Consider the following 20,827-nt stretch of genomic DNA (forward strand, 5'->3'; position numbering starts at 1 on the left):
TCTTTTGCAAACCGGGCAAGCGCGGCCGCGCGGGATCACAGACACCGCGTTTAACCCGGGAAAATCGGTCTCCGATCCTTGGATCGGAGCAACTCTACAACATTGTTCGCCCGCCCGTGACCTCAATGACCGCCCCGGTCGTGTAACTCGCTTCATCTGAAGCGAGCCAAACGAACGCACCGGCAAGTTCGGCAGGCTGTCCTGGCCGTCCCATCGGGGTGTTCGCGCCAAAATTCTCAACCTTCTTTTGCGGCAAAGTTGAAGGAATCAGCGGAGTCCAGATCGGCCCGGGAGCGACAGCGTTCACACGCACCCCATCCTTTGCGATCATCCCGGACAGGCCTGCCGTGAAATTCGAGATCGCCCCCTTCGTCATTGCATAGATCAGCAATGATGGAGAAGGGTCGGTCGCATTGATCGACGACGTGTTGATGATGGAGCTCCCTTCCTTCAAATGCGGAAGCGCCGCCTTGCACAGGTGGAACATCCCGAAAATGTTGGTCGCGAGGGTGCGCTGCAATGTTTCCGTCGTTATCTCCTCCAGCTTGTCGAAGCTGGACTGATAGGCTGCATTGTTGATCAGAATGTCGAGGCGTCCGAACCGTTCGACGGTCTCGTCGATCAGCTTCTGACAATGAGCCTCATCGCCGATGTCACCCGGCAGGAGCAACGCCTGTCGGCCAGCCTCTTCCACCCAGCGGGCCGTTTCCTGCGCTTCATCCGTTTCGTCCAGATAGGCGATCGCCACATCGGCTCCTTCACGGGCATAGGCAATGGCCACTGCGCGTCCGATCCCTGAATCGCCACCCGTGATCAGTGCTGTGCGACCAGCGAGCCGACCGCTGCCACGGTAGCTTTCCTCTCCATGATCGGGCCTGGGATGCATCCCTGCCGTGTATCCGGGGCGCTCCTGCATCGGCGTATCGAAGGGTGGTTTCTCTTTGTGCAGATCATCCATATCGCGATCTCCTTTGTCCGGGTCGGCACCGCACTGTGCCTTCCATGGTCATTCGCCCTCACAACGGGAAGACCGGATAGGAGTTCCGTTCAGATGGGCAGCGTTCGAACAAATCCCCGGGCAACGGGCCGGGTGGAAAAATTCTGGAACATTTGCCGCAAACGCGAATTGAGACGGGGAGAGGAGGTCATCTTGAGATTGTTCAATCGCAGACGTTTTCTTCTGGGTACCGCCGGAATCTTCACCGCCTCACTGGCAGGATATGCTGGCGCGAGAGACTATCAGGGTGGCGTGCCATGGGAACAGGGAAAGGCGCTCCCCCCCGACCGCTACAACCCCGCCAAGCGTTTCCTCACAGATGCCGAACGCCGTTTTGTCACCGCTGCCGTGGACCGGTTGATCCCGGCCGATGACTTTCCGAGCGCCTCCCAGCTTGGCGTCGTGGACTTCATCGATCACCAACTGGCCGGCTCCTACGGCCGCGGCGATATCTTCTATCTGCAGGAGCCCTTCCTCGAAGGCACGGATAGTCAGGGTTACCAGTCACGCGCGCCATCATGGCTCTATCGCCGCGCGATCAGGGAGATCGAAGGCGCAATCGCTTCGAACCATGATGGCAAGAGTTTTGCCGAGCTGGACGAGGCAACGCAGGACAGCATTCTGACAGATCTGGAAAATGGCGACCTTGCGCTTCCCACCGCAAGCGCCTCCACCTTTTTCTCGCTGCTGCTGCAAAACACCAAAGAGGGCTATTTCGGCGACCCGATCCATGGCGGAAACCGCGACATGGAAGCCTGGCGCATGATCGGCTTTCCCGGCGCGCGCTATGACTATCGGCCCTATGTTGCACGACACAATGAACGTCTGGAGTTCGAACCGGTCTCCGTGGCCGGTTTCGCGAGCCGTATCACACCAAATTCAACCGAGTGAGACATGACACGCAGACTACCGAAAAGGGATGTCGTCATTGTTGGCATGGGCTGGACCGGTGCCATCATGGCACAGGAGTTGACCGAGGCAGGTCTCGATGTCCTCGCTCTGGAGCGGGGCGTCTGGCGCAACACGTCGACGGATTATGCCGTCACCAACGCACAGGACGAAGTGCGGTATCGATACCGGCACGCCCTGTTTGAATCCCTGCAGCGCGAGACACTGACCTTTCGCAACAACACGAATGAGAAGGCCCTGCCGATGCGTCGGCTCGGCTCCTTCCTTCCCGGCACCAATGTCGGAGGCTCCGGGGTTCACTGGAACGGGGTGACATGGCGCTTTCTGCCATCCGATTTTCTGGCCCGCTCCCACAACGAGGAGCGTTACGGCCCGTTACCGGACACCATGACCGTGCAGGACTGGGGCGTCACCTATGAGGATCTTGAACCGCATTACCGAACCTTCGAGGAGCTTTGTGGCATTGGGGGCAAGGCCGGCAATCTAAACGGCCGCATCGAGCCCGGGGGGAACCCCTTCGAAGGTGCGCGTTCCAGCGAATACCCAAATCCGCCCATGGATATGGTGTACGCGCCGATGCTCTTCGCCAATGCCGCCAGCGAGCTTGGCTATGCACCCTTCCCCGCTCCATCCGCCAATATGAGCCGGGCGTACACCAATCCGCTGGGCGTCTCACTAGCTCCCTGCACCTATTGCGGTTTTTGCGAAAAATTCGCCTGCGGGAACTACTCCAAGGCGACGGCTGAAACCACCATCCTGCCCGTCTTGATGCGCAAGCCGAATTTCACGCTGCGCACCGAAGCCATGGTGTTGCGCGTTCTAAAAAGTCGAGACGGTCGGCGAGCAACGGGGGTAGAATATATCTCGCCCGAAGGCGAGATATTCGAACAGCCAGCCGACATCGTCATCCTGGCCGCCTATATCAACCACAATGTTCACCTGCTTTTGGTGTCGCAGATCGGTGAACCCTACAATCCCGAGACGGGGCGCGGTCTGGTTGGCAAGAACTATGCGTACCAGACCATGTCGGGCGTCGACCTGTTTTATGACGACGACACGAACTTCAACCCCTTCATCGGGGGCCGGTGCGCTCGGCATGGTGATTGACGAGTTCAACGGGGACAATTTCGACCATACCGGTCTCGGCTTCATCGGTGGCGGCTATCTCGCCCAGATGCAGACCAATGGCCGACCCATTGAATCCCAGCCGACGCCCGAAGGAACCCCCTCATGGGGCGCGGACTACAAGAGGGCGGTGCGCGAAAGCTACAACCATTCCACATCCATATTCGCCCATGGGGCGGTGATGAGCCATCGTGGCAATTATCTCGACCTCGACCCCACCTATACGGATGCCTATGGCCGGCCGCTTCTGCGCATGACATTCGACTTCACCGACAATGAATATCGCATGTCGAACTACCTGACCGACCGGCTGGTGGAGATCGCACGGGCGATGAACCCGCGGGAGATGAAGGTCAACCGGCGAAAGGGGCCCTATTCGATCGTGCCCTATCAGTCGACCCACAATACGGGCGGTCACATCATGGGCGACAACCCGCGCGAAAGCGTCACCAACCGCTACAACCAGAGCTGGGATCTGCCCAATCTGTTTGTGACGGGAGCGGGAAACTTTCCGCAAAACCCCGGCTACAATCCCACCGGCACGGTGGCAGCGCTCGCCTATCACACCGCCCAAGCGATCAGGACGCAATATCTGCGCAACCCCGGACCATTGGTGCAGGCATGACTCATCTCAAAACGAAGATCACCCTTGCATCGGCGTTTGCTGCGACAGCGGGGCTAGCGCTCTTTTCAGGCGAAGCAAATGCCACCGACAACAACGACTGGACCATGCGCCAGAAGGGGTATTATCTCACCCGGGCCGGCGATTGCGGGGCCTGCCATACGGTGGATGAGAACAGGCCCATGGCCGGCGATTACGCGCTGCCGACGCCCTTCGGAACGATCTACTCCGCCAACCTCACCCCGGATGACGAAACGGGGCTCGGGCGGTGGTCGGAAGACGATTTCTACCGCGCCATGAACGAAGGCATCAGCCGCGATGGATCGCGCCTTTATCCGGCCTTTCCCTATACGCATTTCACCATAGTGACCCGCGAGGACAGCGACGCCATCTTCGCTTATCTCAATTCCCTTGAGCCCGTTCGTCAGGAAGTGCGGGAACCGGAAATTCCATGGCCATTGAACTGGCGGGCCAGCATGATCGGCTGGAACTTGCTCAACTTTGAGGACCGGAACTTCGAGCCGAACCCCGAGCGCTCGGAAGAATGGAACCGCGGCAAATATCTGGTCGAAGGGCTGGCACATTGCGGCATGTGCCACTCGCCCAAGAACCTGATCGGCGCGGTCAAGGAGGGCGAGCATCGCTTTACCGGCGGGTTTGCCGAAGGCTGGTGGGCGCCATCGCTGACCGGTTCCAAGCGCGACGGCATCGGTGACTGGTCGAAGCAGGAACTCGTGGAGTTTCTGCGCTACGGTCGCAATGACCGAACCGCTGCCTTCGGGCCCATGACGGACGTAATAGAGAAATCGACCAGCCATCTCACCGAAAGCGATGTTTCCGCCATAGCCGAATATATCAAGTCCTTGCCAGCCCATGAGGAAACACCGGTCGAACCCTTGCGTGAGGACCAGAAACCGATGGTGCTGGGACAGCGCATTTATGAAACGCAGTGCTCGGCCTGCCATGCACCCGAGGGAGAGGGCGTGCCAAGGCAATTTGCGCCTTTGAAGGGCTCTTCGCTGGTCCATTCACATGACCCGACCACCCTCGTCAGGGCAGTGCTTGAAGGCGCGAAGGCGGTGCCGACGGAGCGTTACCCGACACCTCAGGCCATGCCGGCCTTCGACTGGAAGCTCAGCGATGAGGAGATTGCCGCGGTGCTCACTTACGTGCGCAACAGTTTCGGCAACGCCGCTCCCGCCGTCTCGGTCGATTTCGTGAAAGACGTCCGGGAAAACACCGACCGCTGAGCCATCGCCGTTCAGGCGCTTGTGGCTCGTTTGAGCTCCTCGATATCGCGGCAGTTGGAAAGAAACAGCGCCAGCGGCTGCAAGGGGCCAATCCGAACGCAGACGATCATGATCACGAGAGTCATGGGCACCGCGATCAAGGCGCCTGCAAGCCCCCACACCCAGCCCCAGAAGAGAAGCGCGACCAGAACGACAAGAGGCGAAAGCGCGAGCTGATTTCCCTGCAGTCTGGGATCCACATAGTTGCCCATGATCTGTTCGATCACGATCAGGCCACCCCCGAATGCCAGCGCCCACATAGGATCATGCTGCAGAAAGGCAAACCCTGCCGGCAGGATGCCGCCAATGAAGGAACCCACATTGGGAATGTAGTTCAGCAGGAAGGCGAGCAAGCCCCAGGTGAGGGCGAAGTCCACATTCCAAAGCCAGCTCCACAGGGCATAAAGACAGCCGGTGACAACACCCATCAGCGTGCGGACCGCAAGGTAACCGCGCACCCTGACAGCTATCGCCGTGACCGTGGCACCGTAGGCATCTCCATCATGATTGCCCGCGACAGCCCGCAGTTTCCGTGACAAAGCCGGCCCCTCGATCAACATCAACAAGGCCAGAAACACGAGAAGCGACAAGATGCCAATGAGGTTCGATGTGGACACCACCGCGCCAGAAACGAAACTGAACACCGGGTCCATAAGACGTCCCGAGAACCCGCCATTGCCATCTGCAACGGCCGGAAGGTCGATCCAGCGCCCAAGTTGGTCGAGCATTGCGCGGGCAGGCTCCTCATAGGCCGGCAACCCCGCCGTAATCTGTCGAGCCGCGAACACCACCCCACCAAAAAACACTCCGAGCAACAGCAGCATAACCACGAGTGCCGCCAGGTGTCCCAGCCAGCGCAGATTGCCGGGCAGACGCCTGCGCAAACCATTGTCCACCGGCCAGATTGCCAGCGCCACGAAGAAGGCCAATGCCACGGTGGACGTCATCCACCCGGTTGTGTGCAGCATCGACACCACCATCAGCGCCACGACGATGCCCACAAACCAGATGAGCGCGCGCATTTTTTCCTCGCCCGATCCCCTCATGTCTCTTCACAGCCGTGTTCCATCATTCAACAACCACCTGTCGTGCTTCCTTGTCTTCCCGCAGCCCCTTGAACACGGCATGACGAACAAAGCCGTCCGAGGTGAATTCGGCGAACGCGATTTCCGCCACGAGATTGGGCGTCACGTAGTGCGCCGAACCGGCAATGCTGTCTGGGACCTTTTCGAAAGGCGAGGTCTTGCGTGCCCTTGCCTCGAAAAGCCGTGCGAGGTCCTGCATCGTGTCATCGTCAAATCCGGTGCCGACACGGCCCCGATAGACAAGACGTTTGCTCTCGAATGCGCCTAGCAGCAGAGAAGCGAACGGGCGCCCTTTCTTGTCCGAGGGAGAATATCCTCCGATGACCAGTTCCTGACGTCGCGAACACTTCACCTTCAACCAGCTCTTGTGGCGGCCCCGGACGATAGGGATCCTCCGCATTCTTGACGATGATCCCTTCATGGCCACCCTTGCACAGCTTCGTCAAAACCTCGCCGGCGTCGTCGGTTGTATGAGCGGAATAAAGAAGCGTTCCTTCATGATCTTTCAGAAGCCGTTCCAGACGCTTCTTGCGTTCACGCAAAGGTTTATCGGTCAGGTCCAGCCCCTCTTTCACGAGCAGGTCGAACACGAAACAGGAGACTTGTTCCCCGGACGACAGGGCCCTCTGCAAGGTCGAAAAATCGGTATGGCCCTCAGCGTTGAACGCGACGATCTCGCCATCCAGAAGCGTGTTTGACGTATCGAGTTCAGCCGCAGCTGCAGCCAGATCGGGGAAGCGGTCTGTCCAGTCCTTGCCATTGCGCGTGAAGATGCGCGTGCTTTCACGGTCGATGGCCAAAAGCGCCCGGTATCCGTCATACTTCATCTCCGTCAGCCAGCCGCTCCCGCCCGGCACACGCTCCACCAGCGTCGCCAGTTGCGGCTCGCGCCATCCAGGCATGGCGTCGGAAGCCTCTGCAATCTCCTTTAAAGACCGCTTGGTCTCTACACTGCGCTCATGAACCTTGAGCACATCTTCTGCTTTCGATGCAGCGTCGTCATCGGCCTTGATAAGAAGCCAGTTCTCGCGTTCACTCTTGTCGTCGCGCTTCATGCGCACCAGCGACCATTTTCCGCCAAGCCTTTCGCCATGCAGGAGAAAGGTGAGTTTTCCCTTCTTCAACCCTTCGCCGGGTTCGCCCTCCGGCTCCCAATGCCCGCGATCCCAAAGCATGACGGTCCCGCCGCCATATTCGCTCTCGGGAATGATTCCTTCGAATGTGCCATAGGAAAGGGGGTGGTCCTCGGTGCGCACGGCCAACCGCTTTTCCGAAGGGTCGAGACTGGGCCCTTTTGTAACAGCCCAGCTCTTCAAGACCCCTTCCCATTCGAGCCGGAAATCATAATGGAGCCGGCTCGCATCGTGTTTCTGCACGACGAAGCTCAGCGCCTCTCCGTTCTTCGCCGACTGCCTGTGTTGCGGTTCGGTTGTCTTGGAGAAATCCCGTTTAGCGCGGTATTCGCGGAGCAATTTTTGTGGTGAACGAGTAGCCATGGCCAATCAGGCGCTCTTCTTCCGCGAGGACGATCTGCGCCCGCCCCTGGAAGAGGATTTCGCCTTTTCTTCCGACGATTTGACACTCTTTTTGAGCGCCTCCATGAGGTCGACGACGTTCTCACCCTTCTGCGTGCTTTTCGTCTTTTTTGGCGCGCCCGTCTTTCTGCGCTTTCCGGCCTTTTCTTTCACGAGGGCGTGGATCGCTTCGGAATATCGGTCCTTGAATGCGCCGGCATCGAAGGGAGCCGACTTGTTCTCAATCAGGTCCGTTGCGACGGAAAGCAGCTCCTTTTCGGCTTTTTTGTCGGAAATACTGCTGAAAAAGGGATCGGTTTTCCTGATCTCGTCCTCGTAATGCAGGGTTTCCAGCAAAAGGCCGGAGCCGCAGGGACGAACGGCGACGAGATATTCCCGACCACGCATGGCCAATTGTCCGATGCCGGCCTTCTTCGTCTCTCGCAACGCATCGCGCACGACGCGGAATGCATCTTCCGCCAGTTCGTCGGACGGGCTCAGGAAATAGGGTTTGTCGAAATAGATTGGCGGGATCTCGGCGATATCGACGAACTGAACCAGTTCCAGCGTTTTCCTGGATTCCAGCTTGATGTCCTCGATCTCGTCAGGATCGATCATCACATACTCGTTCTTCTCAATCTCATAGCCCTTCCAGATATCGTCCGTATCCACCGGCCCGACCCCCGGAACCACTTTTTCATAGCGAATGCGCTTTCCCGAAGGCTTGTGGACCTGGCGAAACGATATGCGGCCTTTTCGATTGGTTGCAGAAAACATCTCGACCGGGATCGCGACCAGCGAGAGGCGCAACTGACCTTTCCAGATGGGACGGCTTGCCATGTTCGATCACTCTGTCCTTGCGGTGTTCCTCACCAGTCTCCTGTCAGTGGCGAACGAACCAGACCGGCCTTCCGTTCCATTTCTTCACCAACGGGACCCCGAGCGGAACAAAGTCGGAGGCGAAGCATTCGGAGTGTATGGGCCACATGCTTTCCAGCCATATGGCAATCCACATTGCCGCCATGAACGGGCTTGCACCGCTTGCCGTCTGGTTGCTGCCGGCGAGGCTGCGCAGCCGGATTTCCGTGCCCATCGGGCTTTTCGCAGCGACCGTCATCCAGCTCGCGCTTCTGTGGGGGTGGCATGCGCCCTTCGCCATGCAATGGGCAGGAACATCCTCCGTTCCATCCGCCCTCATGCACCTCACGCTTTTCCTGTCCGCCTTGGCGTTCTGGGATGCGGTTTTCTCCGATGCGCGAAGCCGCCCGTGGAACGCTCTTCTGGCATTGCTCGTGACCGGCAAGCTGTTCTGCCTTCTGGGCGTACTATTGGTCTTCTCCCCCCGCGCACTCTATGCCGCGCCCCTCGGCGACCAGCAGCTCGCCGGCCTGCTGATGCTGATTGCATGCCCGGCAACCTATGTTCTTGGCAGCATCATCCTTGTGCGTGATTGGTACGCGCGAACCGAGATAGCCGGAGGCTGGCATTTCCCCGAGGGAGAGCGCTGACCGTGCGACTGCCGCTGGACCTCAGATGGAGACGGGGCCTGCTGTGGCTCGTCATATTTCTCGCAGCCGGTCTCCTGGGCGGGGCTCTTTTCATACTCTCGGGCATTTACAACGTCTCGGCATCCGTGCGGCATTTCCTGATTACCGAGAAAATCATCAACTTCACCCTGGACCGGTCCATTGCGTTTCATAGCGACGATGATCAACCTGAGAACGTCCACACCGATGGCATGGCGCGGCTTGGCGCCCGCCATTTCGAACTTGGCTGCGCGCCCTGTCATGGTCGCCCGGAAGACCCGCCCAACCCCGTGGCACTCAAAATGTACCCGGCACCACCTGACCTGGCGGCACGGGTCGATGCACGGGAGGATACAGAACTTGCATGGATCGTCGAGAACGGCCTGAAATTCACGGGCATGCCGGCCTGGACTGGAGAGGGACGTGGCGACGAGGTCTGGCCGCTGGTCGCTTTCCTGCGCCGTTTGCCCGGCATGACCGCTCCGGACTATGCTCGCCTTGCAGGCCGGACCCGAACATCGGCGATGGATGAAGCGACCCGTTGCATTGCCTGTCACGGCGATGCGGAGGCCCCTCCGATTGCGCCGATGGTTCCCAACCTGTCAGGGCAGTCGCAACCCTATCTGGAGCGGGCACTTCTGGAGTATCGCCGGGGCGTTCGTCAAAGCGGGATGATGGAACCGATCGCCGCTGAAATGAGCGATGAGAGCATAAAGCGCCTGTCACGCTATTTCGCCAGCCAGCCAGCCCCCGCCCCAAGCGAGGGCGCAGACACAGACACGGAACTCGGAAAAGAGATCGCTCATTCCGGCATTCCCCAAAAGCAGATACCGGCCTGCCTCTCCTGCCACGGTGAGGCAGCCTCTCCCAGCTTCCCGAAGCTTGCCGGCCTCTCGGCAGACTACATCACGCAACAATTGGCCCTGTTCAGATCTGGCAAGCGGAGCGGCACCGCATACAGCAGCATCATGGCGATGATCGCGGCGCGACTGACACCCGAACAGATGGATCAGGCGGCCCGCTACCTGTCTGGTCCGATTGCGGAGAAGGGCACACCGCAGATCACGGAGGCCAGACCGTGAAACGTTTGGCGAGGATGTTGGTGGTGTCTGTCGCTGCGCTTGCAAGCGGCTGTGCGGGAGTGCAGTCGGCGCTTCAGCCGGCCGGGCGCGAGGCTGTCGAGGTAAACCAGCTGTTCATCACCGTCACGGTGGTGAGCATTATCGTGACGGCGGTGGTGCTGATCGCGCTCGCGCTGGCCATGTGGGGGCCCGAACGCTGGCGTTCCAGGCTCGGCAAAGACTGGCTCATCATTGGCGGCGGTATCGTCTTTCCCGTGATCGTCCTGTCAGCCCTGCTTGCCTACGGGCTTGTCGTCATGAATGCGGGGGCCTCGCGGGCCAATCGCGCCGAGGGACAGGCCATCACGATCACCGGAAAACAATGGTGGTGGGAGGTCATTTACACCACGGATGACGGCAAACGCGTGGTGAGCGCCAATGAGCTTCGTCTGCCCGTGGGCAAACCGGTGGCCCTTCATCTGAAGTCGAGCGACGTCATTCACAGCTTCTGGGCGCCACGACTGGCAGGCAAGCTGGACATGATCCCGGGACGGACCAACACGCTCACCGTCGAGGCGACGGAGGCCGGAATAAGCCGCGGGCAATGCGCCGAGTATTGCGGCGGCGCCCACGCGTTGATGTCATTTTATGTGGTGGCGATGCCGCCGGCGGAGTTTGACGCCTGGCTGGAAAGCGAAGCCGAAGACGCCACCGAACCACAGGGTGATCTCGCCCGGCGCGGGCAGTCACATTTCATGGAAAACGGTTGTGGTGGCTGCCACACCATTCGCGGCACATCTGCCACAGGCATGATCGGCCCGGACCTGACGCATCTGGCCTCCCGCCACTCGCTGGGTGCGGCAACGCTACCCAACAATGCGCGCATGATCGCCCGGTGGATTGGCGAACACCAGCACATAAAGCCGGACAACCACATGCCTCCCTACGAGAACCTTTCCGAAGACGAGCTGTTTGCCATTTCCGCCTATCTGGAGGGGCTGGATTGAGATGGTCGATTTCGCGCAACTCAGCCTGCCGGTCAATCTGTTGCTCTTCGCTGCCTGTGCCAGCGTGGCGCGGCAGGCCGGGCGCCGCCTGACTGCGCTCATTCATGCAGAACCTGTCGAGAGACGGAATGATTCTACCTCGCATCCGGGGGGCGGTCCCCTTCTCCTGTACACACCGCGGAGCAACGGCGCATGAGCAGTGAACCGAATTCCCTCCCTCACCCTGAGCCGCGCCCGGAAGCAGAGCTTGATGAGCTCAAACGCATCTGGGCGACACCGGGCGGTTTCAGGATCTTCACCGCCGTCAACAACTCGGTTATCGGCCTCTACTATATCGGCGCAGCTTTTCTGTTTTTTTTGCTTGCCGGCGTGCTGGCACTCCTGATGCGCACACAGCTGGCGGTGCCGGAAAACGACTTCCTCAGCCAGGATCTCTACAACCAGATTTTCACCGTCCACGGCACGACAATGATGTTCCTCTTCGCGGTGCCGGCAGTGGAGGCTCTGGGCGTGATGCTTCTGCCGCAGATGCTTGCGGCCCGTGACCTGCCCTTCCCACGTCTCAGCGCCTTTGCCGTCTGGGGCCTATGTGGTCGGTGGTCTCGTCTTCTTTTCCACCCTGTTCTACGACCTCGCCCCCAAGGGCGGCTGGTTCATGTACACACCGTTGACGCTCAAGGAGTTCTCTCCCGGCGACAACGCCGATTTCTGGCTTCTGGGCATCGGTTTCATCGAGATTTCCGCAATTGCCGGCGCCATCGAGATCGTGGTCGGTACGCTGCGCACCCGCCCGCCCGGCATGTCGCTCACAAAGATGCCTGTCTTCGCATGGTCCATGCTGATCTTTGCGGCCATGATCATCTTCGCCTTCCCGGCCGTCATTCTCGCCACGATGCTGCTGGAGATCGAGCGCGCCTTCGGCTGGCCTTTCTTTTCGGTTGCCAATGGCGGAGACCCGCTTTTGTGGCAGCACCTGTTCTGGTTTTTCGGACACCCCGAGGTCTATATCATTTTCCTGCCGGCGGCAGGTCTCGTTTCCATGATCGTGCCGACCATGGCCCGACGACCGCTGATCGGCTACAGGCTCATCGTGGTTGCCCTGGTGGGAACGGGTTTCTTTTCCTTTGGCCTTTGGGTGCACCACATGTTCACCACGGGCATTCCCTCCCTCAGCCTCGCCTTCTTTTCCGCTGCCAGCATGGCGGTCGCGATCCCGTCGGGCATTCAGGTCTTCTCCTGGATCGCCACGATGGCCGCGAGCAAAGGCCGCTTCCGCATCAACACCCCGTCCCTCTTCGTCATCGGCTTCCTTGTCATTTTCACCATAGGCGGCCTCACCGGTGTCATGGTCGCGCTGGTGCCTGTCGATTTTCAGGTCCACGACACCTATTTCGTCGTGGCCCATTTCCACTATGTGCTCATTGGCGGGATGGTGTTTCCGCTCTTCGCCACCTTCTACTACTGGATGCCTGTCGCGACCGGCCGAATGCTGTCTGAAAAGATCGGCCGGTGGGTTTTCTGGCTGATGTTTTCCGGGTTCCACATCGCCTTTTTCCCCATGCACATCACTGGCCTGCGCGGCATGCCGCGTCGGGTGTGGACCTATCCAGAAGGGGTGGGCTGGGACAGCCTCAACATGATCTCCACCATCGGGGCCTATATCTTTGCCGCAGGCGTGGCACTTTTCGTAATGGACCTCATTCGCAGCGTTCTCGCCCGCGCCAATGCCCCGGAAAATCCCTGGGGCGCCGGCACGCTGGAATGGCTTCCCAATGGCATCTACTCCGCGCGCAGCATTCCCTATGTAACCAGCCGCGAGCCGCTCTGGGATCGCCCCAGCCTGCCGCGTGAGGTGCGCGACGGGCAGCATTTCCTGCCCAATGCGCCGACCGGCGGGCGCGAGACCATCGTCACCTCGGCGATCGATGCGCGGCCGCAATACATCATCCGTATGCCTGGCCCAGGTTGGGAGCCAGTGATTGCCGCAGTCTTTACCGCCGCATTTTTCCTGCTTCTCACGGTTAAATTCGTTGTGACCGCCATCATCTGCGGCATTATCGCCATCGCGACCTGTCTGATCTGGGTCTGGGGTCTCGATCCCGGCCCCTCCCGGGAGAAAGTCGATATTGGTGGCGGAATAATGCTTCCCACCTATGCAACGGGGCCGCTTTCCCACTCCTGGTGGGCAATGGTGGTGCTGGTCTTCGTCGCCGCGTCCCTCTACATCGCCTTCGTTTTCTCCTACCTCTATCTTTGGGTTGTTTCTCCGGAAGTCTGGGCACCTTCGGGCTCGCCTGCCCTGCCCTCCATCCCCTGGGCCGTCGCCAGCGGTGGGCTCGTGATCGCAGGCACGCTCGCAATCCGAAAGGCCAGCCGCAGACTGCCGGCACGGGGCACTCCTCGGGCCCAGTCAGTTCTCCTTTGCGGCATCGCAGCGCTCACCCTCGTCGGTGCCATCGCAACCGAGCTGTGGGGACATTGGCAAAGCGGTTTGCGCCCCACCGAGAACACCTATGGCGCACTGGTTTACATGCAAAGCGTTCTGAACGGCCAGTTGGCCTTCGCGCTCCTCGTCATGATCGGGTTCGCCATGGCGCGCATATTGGCCGGCAAGCTGGACAGTGAACGGCGCGTGAGCTTCGACAATGCAGCGGTCCTTTACCACTACGCTGCCGCGCAACTGCTGTTTGGGCTGTTCGTGGTTCACGGTTTTCCAAGGTTGGCAGGATAGAACGGAGCCAGACGATGAAGCGGGACAGCCGCCACAACGACGATGATCGCAAACCGTCCACCCCCGGGACTTTGCTCTTCATCCTGCTTGGACCACTCATTTGGGCAGCGCATTTCACGCTCTCTTATGGAAGTCACACATTGCTGTGTCGGCTTGAGGCGCAAGCAGCCACAACGACGCTGTTTGTCACCGCGACAAGCCTCGTCGCGGTAGCACTCTTGTCATGGTTTCTGATCAAACCAGATGCGTTTTCACGGTCTCTTGGCATTGCGGACAGGAAAGAACACGCGCAACCCCTCAAGATGATCGCGATGCTTCTGGCCGGGTTGTCCATCATGGCGGTCCTTTGGGGCGGATTGACCGTCAGCTTTCTCTCCGCCTGCGTTCAAGGCCGATAGCCCCGCCATGACCGCAACAAGCGCGAGCCTGTACGGGCATCGAGGAACAAGTTGCAAGGTCCGGCGTTTGCCTCTCATGAAAATGGGAATCTACAAACTCCAGCCACTCGCCGAACCCACCGATTCCAACTGGGACCGCGCGCCCTGCCATGGTGAAGTGATCGTTCGAGCATTGTCACCCGCCGATGCCCGGATCGTGGCGAGCGAGGCTGAACCCGATTTCCTGGAAACGGATGCCCTTCCGGGTGACGGTGTGTCGACCCGCTTTGCCAGTGCCTTTCGCGACGACAAGCTTTATACCGTTGTGGGGATGAAGGATTCCGGTTTTCCTGAAGATGGACAACGTGCAGTCCTGTCCGGCAGAATTTCCAACGTCCTGAAAACTACCTAGCCTGCGCCCGGCCCGCGATCTCTGGCAAATTGCTTCCCTTAGCATCCGAACCCGGCGGATTAATACCGCCTTTGGTCTTGCTTCAGTCGGAGGCTCGATCACGCCCGTTCGTGACATGAGCCAGCGTCATCCCGGATAATATCCGGGTCCTTTGGGGCGAAGGTGCTTCCTGACCAGCCGGCAGCCTTACTCACAAAGACCTTCCGCCCGGGCTCGAACCATGACGCCCGCCACGATGCGATCACAGCGCTCACCGGCAAAGCTGAACGCCTCGCCGATGGCGAAGTCCATCTCCTGAGCGAGGCTTTCGCGCAGAAGGGCGCGAGCGCGGAAATAGCGCGTGCGGACCGTGGCCGCTGGGATGTCCAGCACCTCCGCCACCTCATCGACGCTCATTTCCTCGATTGCGCGCAACATGAAGACGCTGCGAAATGCTTCGGGCAACACCGCGATGCGCGCCTCGATCAGAGCGCGGAGCTGGGACCGTTCGACCGCATGCTCCGGACCCTGATCCGGAGCTTCGGTCAGTGCCTTCCGCGTGTCGTTGTCGGACGACATCATGGCTTTCTCCAGTGGAATGATCTGCGCACTCTTCCGGCGCAACCGGCCCAACGCCTCGTTGACGGTGATGCGGACCAGCCAGGTGGAAAGCTTGCTTTCGGCCCGAAACCCGGCAAGCGCGCGCCAGGCCTGCATCCATGCTTCCTGCGCGACATCCTCTGCCTCGCCGTCGCTGCGCACGAGGCCCCGGGCCGTTCGGAACAGGAGCTGGTTGTGGCGACGCATGATCGCCTCGAAGGCGGCGCCGTCCTTTTGGGCCGCACGCCTGGCCAGTTCGGTATCCGGAACATCCTCCGTGAATGCAGATGCACCCCGCTCTACGGCTTCATACATTCTTGCCTCCTGAGAAACATATAACACCAGTGCCTTTCATCGCGATCCGCGGGGTCGAGCGATCGCCTGCGCCGAGCGCACCGACATGACCTGTCGGACATGATCTTGAACGTCTGATCAGTGTCGCTTGACGCCGCCTTTGCGCAGGTCGAGAAATTCACGTCTCAGCGCGTCGTTCTGCAAAAACGCCCCGCGCATGATGGATGACGTCATCACAGGCTGCTCATCCTTCACGCCACGCCAATGCATGCAGAAATGATCCGCCTCCATCACGACGGCCAGCCCTTCAGGCTGAAGACGGCTTTCGAGCTCATCGGCCAACATGATCACGGCTTCCTCCTGGATCTGCGGGCGGCTCATGATCCAGTCGCAAAGGCGGGCGAACTTGGACAGGCCGATCAGTTCAGCCTCCCTGCTGGGAAGGACGCCGATCCACATCTTTCCCATGATCGGGCACAGATGGTGGGAACAGGCACTGCGCACCGTGAGCGGGCCGACGATCATCAGTTCATTCAGCTGCGAGACGTTGGGAAAGCTGGTGACGGGCGGCGCCGGGCGATACCGCCCTGCAAACACCTCATCGACAAACATCCTTGCCACGCGCCGCGCCGTGCCAACCGTGTTGTGATCGTTCTCCGTGTCGATCACGAGCGCGTCGAGCACCGCATTCATCCGGTTCTCGACTTCCAGGCAAAGTGCTTCCAGCTCACCATCCTCGATGAACGCCGCAATGTTGTCATTGGCCCGGAACGTCTGGCCGGCGGCCCTCAAACGTGCGCGAATTCGCTCAGAGACCGAAACGTCGTCGCAGCTGTGATCGTGGGGAACCATCGTATTGAGCACAGTATAACTCCTTCATGCGGCCGGTCGGCAGAATGGGACAGTCGCTCCCTTCGACCATTGGATGCACGGACCCGACGCCGCGTTCCCGAAACGTCGGAGAATTTTCACCTGGTTGCGGCGGTTCAACTTCGGGAACGTTTTGCGGTGGCGCGCATCCAATGGGTTGAGCGCCCGCCACAGGGCCTCCATCCAACAGGAAAGGACAAGCCATGAAATTCCTGCCTACTCTGTTCGCCGCCGGCTCGCTGCTTTGTGCCGCTCCCGCTTTCGCGCATGACGAGGAGGCGTTGAAAGCTGCACCTCCAGGAGACCCTTATATCAAAGTCAGCGATGCACTGCCGCTGCCGGAATTCATTCCCGGTCTGGGCACACTGTTCGTCGACCCCGAAACCCTGCCCGCCGGTCCGTTCCTCGCCTATGATCGCGACGGCAAGCTTTCCGCCACGGTCTACATGACGCCTTTCGAAGAGCTTCAGAATGGAACTGCCTATGACGAGTTGAGCGTTGGGGCGCACACGGTTAGCGGCGTCGACATCTACTACAATGCAGGCCATCCTGGTGTGGACAAACCGCATGCGCATGTCGTTCTCTTCCATGACGTTGACGCCAAGGGACGTCTGGCAGAATGATCACCCCGCGCCGACAGGTCCTTGCAATGGGAGGCGGCCCTTGGCGCCGCGCTCCTCTTGCCACCGTCGATCAAGGCGGCAAATGTCGAGACAATAGAAATGCGCGGCACGAGCCGCGGAGAGCGCATCTGGTTCACGCCCGTTGGCCTTGTGGTCTCACCCGGCACCACCCTGCATTTCGTCAACAGGGATAAAGGCAACAGCCACACTGCCACAGCGTATCACCCGGCCAATTACGACCGACTGCGCCGCATCCCTGTCAATGCAGAGCCTTGGGACACTGGATTTCTACTTCCCGGAGAAAGCGCCGAGATCGTTCTCAAAGTGCCGGGAGTCTATGATTATTACTGCATCCCGCACGAGATGGCGGCGATGGTCGGCCGGATCGTTGTCGGCAGGCCAGGAGAAGCAGGTTGGGAGGGACCAATGCCGGCATCAAACGATGTCACTCCCGAGGTCATGGCGGCGCTGCCCTCGGTCGAGGACATTCTCACCCGCGGGCGGGTCAAATAGAATGCTGGGCTGCAGAGCAGCCTGCTGCTTCTCGGAGGAACATCAGACGGGCATGATGCTCCCTCAAAATGCCGATGATCTGTTCTTCCGAGAACCGTGATCGTTTCATTGCCTGTCTCCTTCGTTGAGGAACAGGCTGGCCGCAAATGGGGACCATTTCAGGGGATGATGTCAGTCACGCGTTCAGGCAAAGTGTTGCCGTGGCGTTGCGGCGTCAAGAAAGACGCCTTGGCGCCGGGCGCGGCTCGATTCTAAATAGCTGATATTTTTGGTATATTTGGTTGCGGGGGCAGGATTTGAACCTGCGACCTTCAGGTTATGAGCCTGACGAGCTACCGGGCTGCTCCACCCCGCGTCAACGTTTTTGCGTTGTTTTGCCTGTTTTCATGGCAAAAGGCCGCGTTTGCGGCCTTTTTGTTTTGTTTTTGTGTCGAGAAGCTTTCCATGCGTTTTGCAGACCTGGCAGCGACCTACTCTCCCGTGTCTTAAGACAAAGTACCATCGGCGCTGGGGCGTTTCACGGCCGTGTTCGGAATGGGAACGGGTGCAGCCGCCCCGCCATAACCACCAGGTCGGCGAAACGCATGTAATCGAGAAGCTGGTTGACCTTTCGGTCATTGATTTATCTGGCTCCGGGCGAAGCCCACAAGGCCAGAATACAGGCAAAGCCTGCAAGGCCGACTGGCCGTCGGCGCTCATGCGCCGCGCCCGCGCAGCGGTTTGCAAGGCAAACCCGCGTGAGCGCTCAAGATGAGCATAAGCCCAGATGAGCATAAGCAATGAGAATGATTCAAGCCGATCGAGTTATTAGTACCGGTAAGCTCCATGCGTTGCCGCACTTCCACACCCGGCCTATCAACGTGGTGGTCTCCCACGACTCTCAGGGAATACTCGTTTTCAGGTCGGTTTCCCGCTTAGATGCCTTCAGCGGTTATCCGTTCCGTATATAGCTACCCTGCTATGCGGCTGGCGCCACAACAGGTCCACCAGAGATACGTCCATCCCGGTCCTCTCGTACTAGGGACAGATCCTGTCAATATTCCTACACCCACGGCAGATAGGGACCGAACTGTCTCACGACGTTCTGAACCCAACTCACGTACCGCTTTAAATGGCGAACAGCCATACCCTTGGGACCTGCTCCAGCCCCAGGATGCGATGAGTCGACATCGAGGTGCCAAACAACCCCGTCGATATGGACTCTTGGGGGTCATCAGCCTGTTATCCCCGGCGTACCTTTTATCCGTTGAGCGATGGCCCTTCCACGCGGGACCACCGGATCACTATGACCGACTTTCGTCTCTGCTCGACTTGTCAGTCTCGCAGTCAGGCAGGCTTATGCCATTGCACTCAGCGAACGATTTCCGACCGTTCTGAGCCCACCATCGCGCGCCTCCGTTACTCTTTAGGAGGCGACCGCCCCAGTCAAACTACCCACCATACACTGTCCCGGATCCGGATAACGGACCGCGGTTAGACATCCATGTAGATAAGGGTGGTATTTCAAGGATGGCTCCACGCGAGCTGGCGCCCACGCTTCAAAGCCTACCACCTATCCTACACATGCCGACACGAATGCCAGTGTAAAGCTATAGTAAAGGTGCACGGGGTCTTTCCGTCTAACCGCAGGAACCCCGCATCTTCACGGGGAATTCAATTTCACTGAGTCTCTGCTGGAGACAGCGGGGAAGTCGTTACGCCATTCGTGCAGGTCGGAACTTACCCGACAAGGAATTTCGCTACCTTAGGACCGTTATAGTTACGGCCGCCGTTTACCGGGGCTTCAATTCAGAGCTTGCACTCCTCCTCTTAACCTTCCGGCACCGGGCAGGCGTCAGACCCTATACGTCGTCTTGCGACTTCGCAGAGCCCTGTGTTTTTGATAAACAGTCGCTACCCCCTGGTCTGTGCCACCCCCATCCGGTTGCCCGAACAAGGGTCACGCTTATCCCGAAGTTACGCGTGCATTTTGCCGAGTTCCTTCAGCAGAGTTCTCTCAAGCGCCTTGGTATACTCTACCAGTCCACCTGTGTCGGTTTCGGGTACGGTCTATATGGAGGAGCTATTTCCTGGGACCACATGGCTGCCTCTCCAATCCAATAAGGAAAGACAACGTCCGCAATCCGTCACTACCTCCAGGCCCACGAATATTAACGTGGTTCCCATCGACTACGCCTTTCGGCCTCGCCTTAGGGGCCGGCTAACCCTGCTCAGATTAACTTTAAGCAGGAACCCTTGGACTTTCGGCGAGGGGGTCTCTCACCCCCTTTATCGTTACTCATGTCAGCATTCGCACTTCCGATACCTCCAGGAGCCCTCACGGGTCTCCCTTCATCAGCCTACGGAACGCTCCGCTACCGCTCACCTTGCGGTGAACCCAAAGCTTCGGTGTATGGCTTTAGCCCCGGTACATTTTCGGCGCAAAACCCCTTAATTAGACCAGTGAGCTGTTACGCTTTCTTTAAATGATGGCTGCTTCTAAGCCAACATCCTGGTTGTTTTGGGAGTCTCACATCCTTTCCCACTTAGCCATAACTTGGGGACCTTAGCTGTTGGTCAGGGTTGTTTCCCTCTCCACGACGGACGTTAGCACCCGCCGTGTGTCTGCCGACCACTACTCCTCGGTATTCGGAGTTTGGTTAGGTTTGGTAATCCGGTGAGGACCCCTAGCCCATCCAGTGCTCTACCCCCGAGGGTATTCAGTCGACGCTCTACCTAAATAGATTTCGCGGAGAACCAGCTATTTCCGAGTTTGATTGGCCTTTCACCCCTAGCCACAAGTCATCCCGATCTATTGCAACAGATATGGGTTCGGTCCTCCAGTTGGTGTTACCCAACCTTCAACCTGCTCATGGCTAGATCACTCGGTTTCGGGTCTAATGCAACATACTGAGCGCCCTGTTAAGACTCGCTTTCGCTACGCCTACACCTACCGGCTTAAGCTTGCATGTTACATTAAGTCGCTGACCCATTATACAAAAGGTACGTGGTCACACTTGCGTGCTCCCACTGTTTGTAGGCAACCGGTTTCAGGTACTCTTTCACTCCCCTCGTCGGGGTGCTTTTCACCTTTCCCTCACGGTACTAGTTCGCTATCGGTCATGCACGAGTACTTAGGCTTGGAGGGTGGTCCCCCCATGTTCAGACAGGATTTCACGTGTCCCGCCCTACTCGAGGACTATCGTTCACATTACGCATACGGGACTGTCACCCGCTCCGGTCCAACTTTCCAGAAGGTTCTGCTTGTTAAACGATAGCCACTGGCCTGGTCCGCGTTCGCTCGCCACTACTAG

The 20,827-nt window shown here is 59.1% G+C and carries 18 protein-coding genes, 1 tRNA gene, 2 rRNA genes and 1 pseudogene (1 of these 22 only partly in view); 12 read left to right on the forward strand and 10 right to left on the reverse strand.

Annotated elements, in window-relative coordinates:
• Positions 1 to 94: 94 nt before the first annotated feature.
• Positions 95 to 916, reverse strand: a complete 822-nt coding sequence (locus tag AB2N04_RS01715; protein WP_367718706.1) for an SDR family oxidoreductase — start codon at positions 914 to 916, stop codon at positions 95 to 97.
• A 234-nt stretch (positions 917 to 1,150) separates the two neighbouring features.
• Here AB2N04_RS01715 and AB2N04_RS01720 point away from each other — a divergent pair, with 234 nt between their 5' ends.
• Genes AB2N04_RS01720 through AB2N04_RS01735 form a run of 4 tightly spaced genes read left to right on the forward strand, consistent with a single transcriptional unit; the run spans position 1,151 to position 4,903 of the window.
• Positions 1,151 to 1,888: a gluconate 2-dehydrogenase subunit 3 family protein gene (locus tag AB2N04_RS01720; protein WP_367716619.1), complete on the forward strand. Its 738-nt coding sequence runs from the start codon at positions 1,151 to 1,153 to the stop codon at positions 1,886 to 1,888.
• A 3-nt stretch (positions 1,889 to 1,891) separates the two neighbouring features.
• Positions 1,892 to 3,013, forward strand: coding sequence for a GMC family oxidoreductase (locus AB2N04_RS01725; RefSeq protein ID WP_367716621.1), 1,122 nt, complete (start codon positions 1,892 to 1,894; stop codon positions 3,011 to 3,013).
• On the forward strand, positions 3,003 to 3,656 hold the full coding sequence (locus AB2N04_RS01730) for a GMC oxidoreductase (protein ID WP_367716622.1): 654 nt from the start codon (positions 3,003 to 3,005) through the stop codon (positions 3,654 to 3,656). Before AB2N04_RS01725 ends, AB2N04_RS01730 begins: the two co-directional genes overlap by 11 nt.
• Positions 3,653 to 4,903, forward strand: coding sequence for a cytochrome c (locus AB2N04_RS01735; protein ID WP_367716623.1), 1,251 nt, complete (start codon positions 3,653 to 3,655; stop codon positions 4,901 to 4,903). Before AB2N04_RS01730 ends, AB2N04_RS01735 begins: the two co-directional genes overlap by 4 nt.
• 11 nt (positions 4,904 to 4,914) lie before the next feature.
• On the opposite strand, the gene AB2N04_RS01740 is transcribed toward AB2N04_RS01735, so the two are convergent.
• Genes AB2N04_RS01740 through AB2N04_RS01755 form a run of 4 tightly spaced genes read right to left on the reverse strand, consistent with a single transcriptional unit; the run spans position 4,915 to position 8,381 of the window.
• Positions 4,915 to 5,988: an AI-2E family transporter gene (locus AB2N04_RS01740; RefSeq protein ID WP_367716625.1), complete on the reverse strand. Its 1,074-nt coding sequence runs from the start codon at positions 5,986 to 5,988 to the stop codon at positions 4,915 to 4,917.
• A 22-nt stretch (positions 5,989 to 6,010) separates the two neighbouring features.
• The gene (locus AB2N04_RS01745; protein WP_367718707.1) at positions 6,011 to 6,355 is read right to left on the reverse strand and encodes a hypothetical protein; all 345 of its coding nucleotides are present in this window, start codon (positions 6,353 to 6,355) and stop codon (positions 6,011 to 6,013) included.
• A complete protein-coding gene (locus tag AB2N04_RS01750; protein WP_367716627.1) occupies positions 6,237 to 7,523 on the reverse strand; it encodes a DNA polymerase ligase N-terminal domain-containing protein in 1,287 nt (428 codons plus the stop codon). Before AB2N04_RS01750 ends, AB2N04_RS01745 begins: the two co-directional genes overlap by 119 nt.
• A gap of 6 nt (positions 7,524 to 7,529) precedes the next feature.
• The gene (locus tag AB2N04_RS01755) at positions 7,530 to 8,381 is read right to left on the reverse strand and encodes a Ku protein (protein ID WP_367716629.1); all 852 of its coding nucleotides are present in this window, start codon (positions 8,379 to 8,381) and stop codon (positions 7,530 to 7,532) included.
• A 17-nt stretch (positions 8,382 to 8,398) separates the two neighbouring features.
• On the opposite strand from AB2N04_RS01755, the gene AB2N04_RS01760 reads away from it, so the two are divergent.
• From AB2N04_RS01760 to AB2N04_RS01785, 6 genes and pseudogenes are all read left to right on the forward strand, one after another.
• Positions 8,399 to 9,049, forward strand: a complete 651-nt coding sequence (locus tag AB2N04_RS01760) for a cytochrome c oxidase assembly protein (protein WP_367716631.1) — start codon at positions 8,399 to 8,401, stop codon at positions 9,047 to 9,049.
• Between the two features lie 2 nt (positions 9,050 to 9,051).
• Positions 9,052 to 10,149: a c-type cytochrome gene (locus AB2N04_RS01765; protein ID WP_367716633.1), complete on the forward strand. Its 1,098-nt coding sequence runs from the start codon at positions 9,052 to 9,054 to the stop codon at positions 10,147 to 10,149.
• A 14-nt stretch (positions 10,150 to 10,163) separates the two neighbouring features.
• On the forward strand, positions 10,164 to 11,135 hold the full coding sequence (gene coxB, locus AB2N04_RS01770) for a cytochrome c oxidase subunit II (protein WP_367718708.1): 972 nt from the start codon (positions 10,164 to 10,166) through the stop codon (positions 11,133 to 11,135).
• Between the two features lie 192 nt (positions 11,136 to 11,327).
• A pseudogene (ctaD, locus tag AB2N04_RS01775) lies at positions 11,328 to 13,866 on the forward strand (cytochrome c oxidase subunit I).
• A 14-nt stretch (positions 13,867 to 13,880) separates the two neighbouring features.
• Positions 13,881 to 14,264, forward strand: coding sequence for a hypothetical protein (locus AB2N04_RS01780; protein ID WP_367716634.1), 384 nt, complete (start codon positions 13,881 to 13,883; stop codon positions 14,262 to 14,264).
• A gap of 76 nt (positions 14,265 to 14,340) precedes the next feature.
• A complete protein-coding gene (locus AB2N04_RS01785) occupies positions 14,341 to 14,655 on the forward strand; it encodes a hypothetical protein (protein WP_367716636.1) in 315 nt (104 codons plus the stop codon).
• Between the two features lie 186 nt (positions 14,656 to 14,841).
• On the opposite strand, the gene AB2N04_RS01790 is transcribed toward AB2N04_RS01785, so the two are convergent.
• Together AB2N04_RS01790 and folE are read right to left on the reverse strand one after the other, a co-directional pair.
• Positions 14,842 to 15,549 carry an RNA polymerase sigma factor gene (locus AB2N04_RS01790; RefSeq protein WP_367716638.1) on the reverse strand — a complete coding sequence of 236 codons (708 nt, stop codon included), beginning with the start codon at positions 15,547 to 15,549 and terminating at the stop codon, positions 14,842 to 14,844.
• 117 nt (positions 15,550 to 15,666) lie between these two features.
• Entirely contained in the window at positions 15,667 to 16,392 is a 726-nt protein-coding gene (folE, locus tag AB2N04_RS01795; protein ID WP_367716639.1) for a GTP cyclohydrolase I, read from the reverse strand.
• 209 nt (positions 16,393 to 16,601) lie between these two features.
• Here folE and AB2N04_RS01800 point away from each other — a divergent pair, with 209 nt between their 5' ends.
• The gene (locus AB2N04_RS01800; RefSeq protein WP_367716641.1) at positions 16,602 to 17,021 is read left to right on the forward strand and encodes a hypothetical protein; all 420 of its coding nucleotides are present in this window, start codon (positions 16,602 to 16,604) and stop codon (positions 17,019 to 17,021) included.
• A gap of 99 nt (positions 17,022 to 17,120) precedes the next feature.
• Complete coding sequence (locus tag AB2N04_RS01805; protein WP_367716642.1) at positions 17,121 to 17,534, forward strand: plastocyanin/azurin family copper-binding protein; 414 nt, start codon at positions 17,121 to 17,123, stop codon at positions 17,532 to 17,534.
• A gap of 278 nt (positions 17,535 to 17,812) precedes the next feature.
• On the opposite strand, the gene AB2N04_RS01810 is transcribed toward AB2N04_RS01805, so the two are convergent.
• The 3 genes from AB2N04_RS01810 to AB2N04_RS01820 form a co-directional block, all read right to left on the reverse strand.
• Positions 17,813 to 17,889 (reverse strand) — tRNA-Met (locus AB2N04_RS01810).
• A gap of 102 nt (positions 17,890 to 17,991) precedes the next feature.
• Positions 17,992 to 18,106 (reverse strand): 5S ribosomal RNA (rrf, locus tag AB2N04_RS01815).
• Between the two features lie 213 nt (positions 18,107 to 18,319).
• Positions 18,320 to 20,827 (reverse strand): 23S ribosomal RNA (locus AB2N04_RS01820) (it continues 375 nt past the right edge of the window).

This window comes from Nitratireductor sp. GISD-1A_MAKvit (assembly GCF_040819555.1).
Taxonomy (GTDB): Bacteria; Pseudomonadota; Alphaproteobacteria; order Rhizobiales; family Rhizobiaceae; genus Nitratireductor.

What these genes read in the sequence shown, in the direction of transcription:
- AB2N04_RS01750 (WP_367716627.1), bottom strand. Translation starts at nt 7,523, where the DNA reads ATGGCTACTCGTTCACCACAAAAATTGCTCCGCGAATACCGCGCTAAA.
- AB2N04_RS01780 (WP_367716634.1), top strand. Translation starts at nt 13,881, where the DNA reads ATGAAGCGGGACAGCCGCCACAACGACGATGATCGCAAACCGTCCACC.
- AB2N04_RS01735 (WP_367716623.1), top strand. Translation starts at nt 3,653, where the DNA reads ATGACTCATCTCAAAACGAAGATCACCCTTGCATCGGCGTTTGCTGCG.
- AB2N04_RS01790 (WP_367716638.1), bottom strand. Translation starts at nt 15,549, where the DNA reads ATGTATGAAGCCGTAGAGCGGGGTGCATCTGCATTCACGGAGGATGTT.
- AB2N04_RS01740 (WP_367716625.1), bottom strand. Translation starts at nt 5,988, where the DNA reads ATGAGGGGATCGGGCGAGGAAAAAATGCGCGCGCTCATCTGGTTTGTG.
- AB2N04_RS01805 (WP_367716642.1), top strand. Translation starts at nt 17,121, where the DNA reads ATGCGCGGCACGAGCCGCGGAGAGCGCATCTGGTTCACGCCCGTTGGC.
- AB2N04_RS01715 (WP_367718706.1), bottom strand. Translation starts at nt 916, where the DNA reads ATGCAGGAGCGCCCCGGATACACGGCAGGGATGCATCCCAGGCCCGAT.
- AB2N04_RS01725 (WP_367716621.1), top strand. Translation starts at nt 1,892, where the DNA reads ATGACACGCAGACTACCGAAAAGGGATGTCGTCATTGTTGGCATGGGC.
- AB2N04_RS01800 (WP_367716641.1), top strand. Translation starts at nt 16,602, where the DNA reads ATGAAATTCCTGCCTACTCTGTTCGCCGCCGGCTCGCTGCTTTGTGCC.
- AB2N04_RS01755 (WP_367716629.1), bottom strand. Translation starts at nt 8,381, where the DNA reads ATGGCAAGCCGTCCCATCTGGAAAGGTCAGTTGCGCCTCTCGCTGGTC.
- coxB (WP_367718708.1), top strand. Translation starts at nt 10,164, where the DNA reads ATGTTGGTGGTGTCTGTCGCTGCGCTTGCAAGCGGCTGTGCGGGAGTG.
- AB2N04_RS01730 (WP_367716622.1), top strand. Translation starts at nt 3,003, where the DNA reads ATGGTGATTGACGAGTTCAACGGGGACAATTTCGACCATACCGGTCTC.
- AB2N04_RS01785 (WP_367716636.1), top strand. Translation starts at nt 14,341, where the DNA reads ATGAAAATGGGAATCTACAAACTCCAGCCACTCGCCGAACCCACCGAT.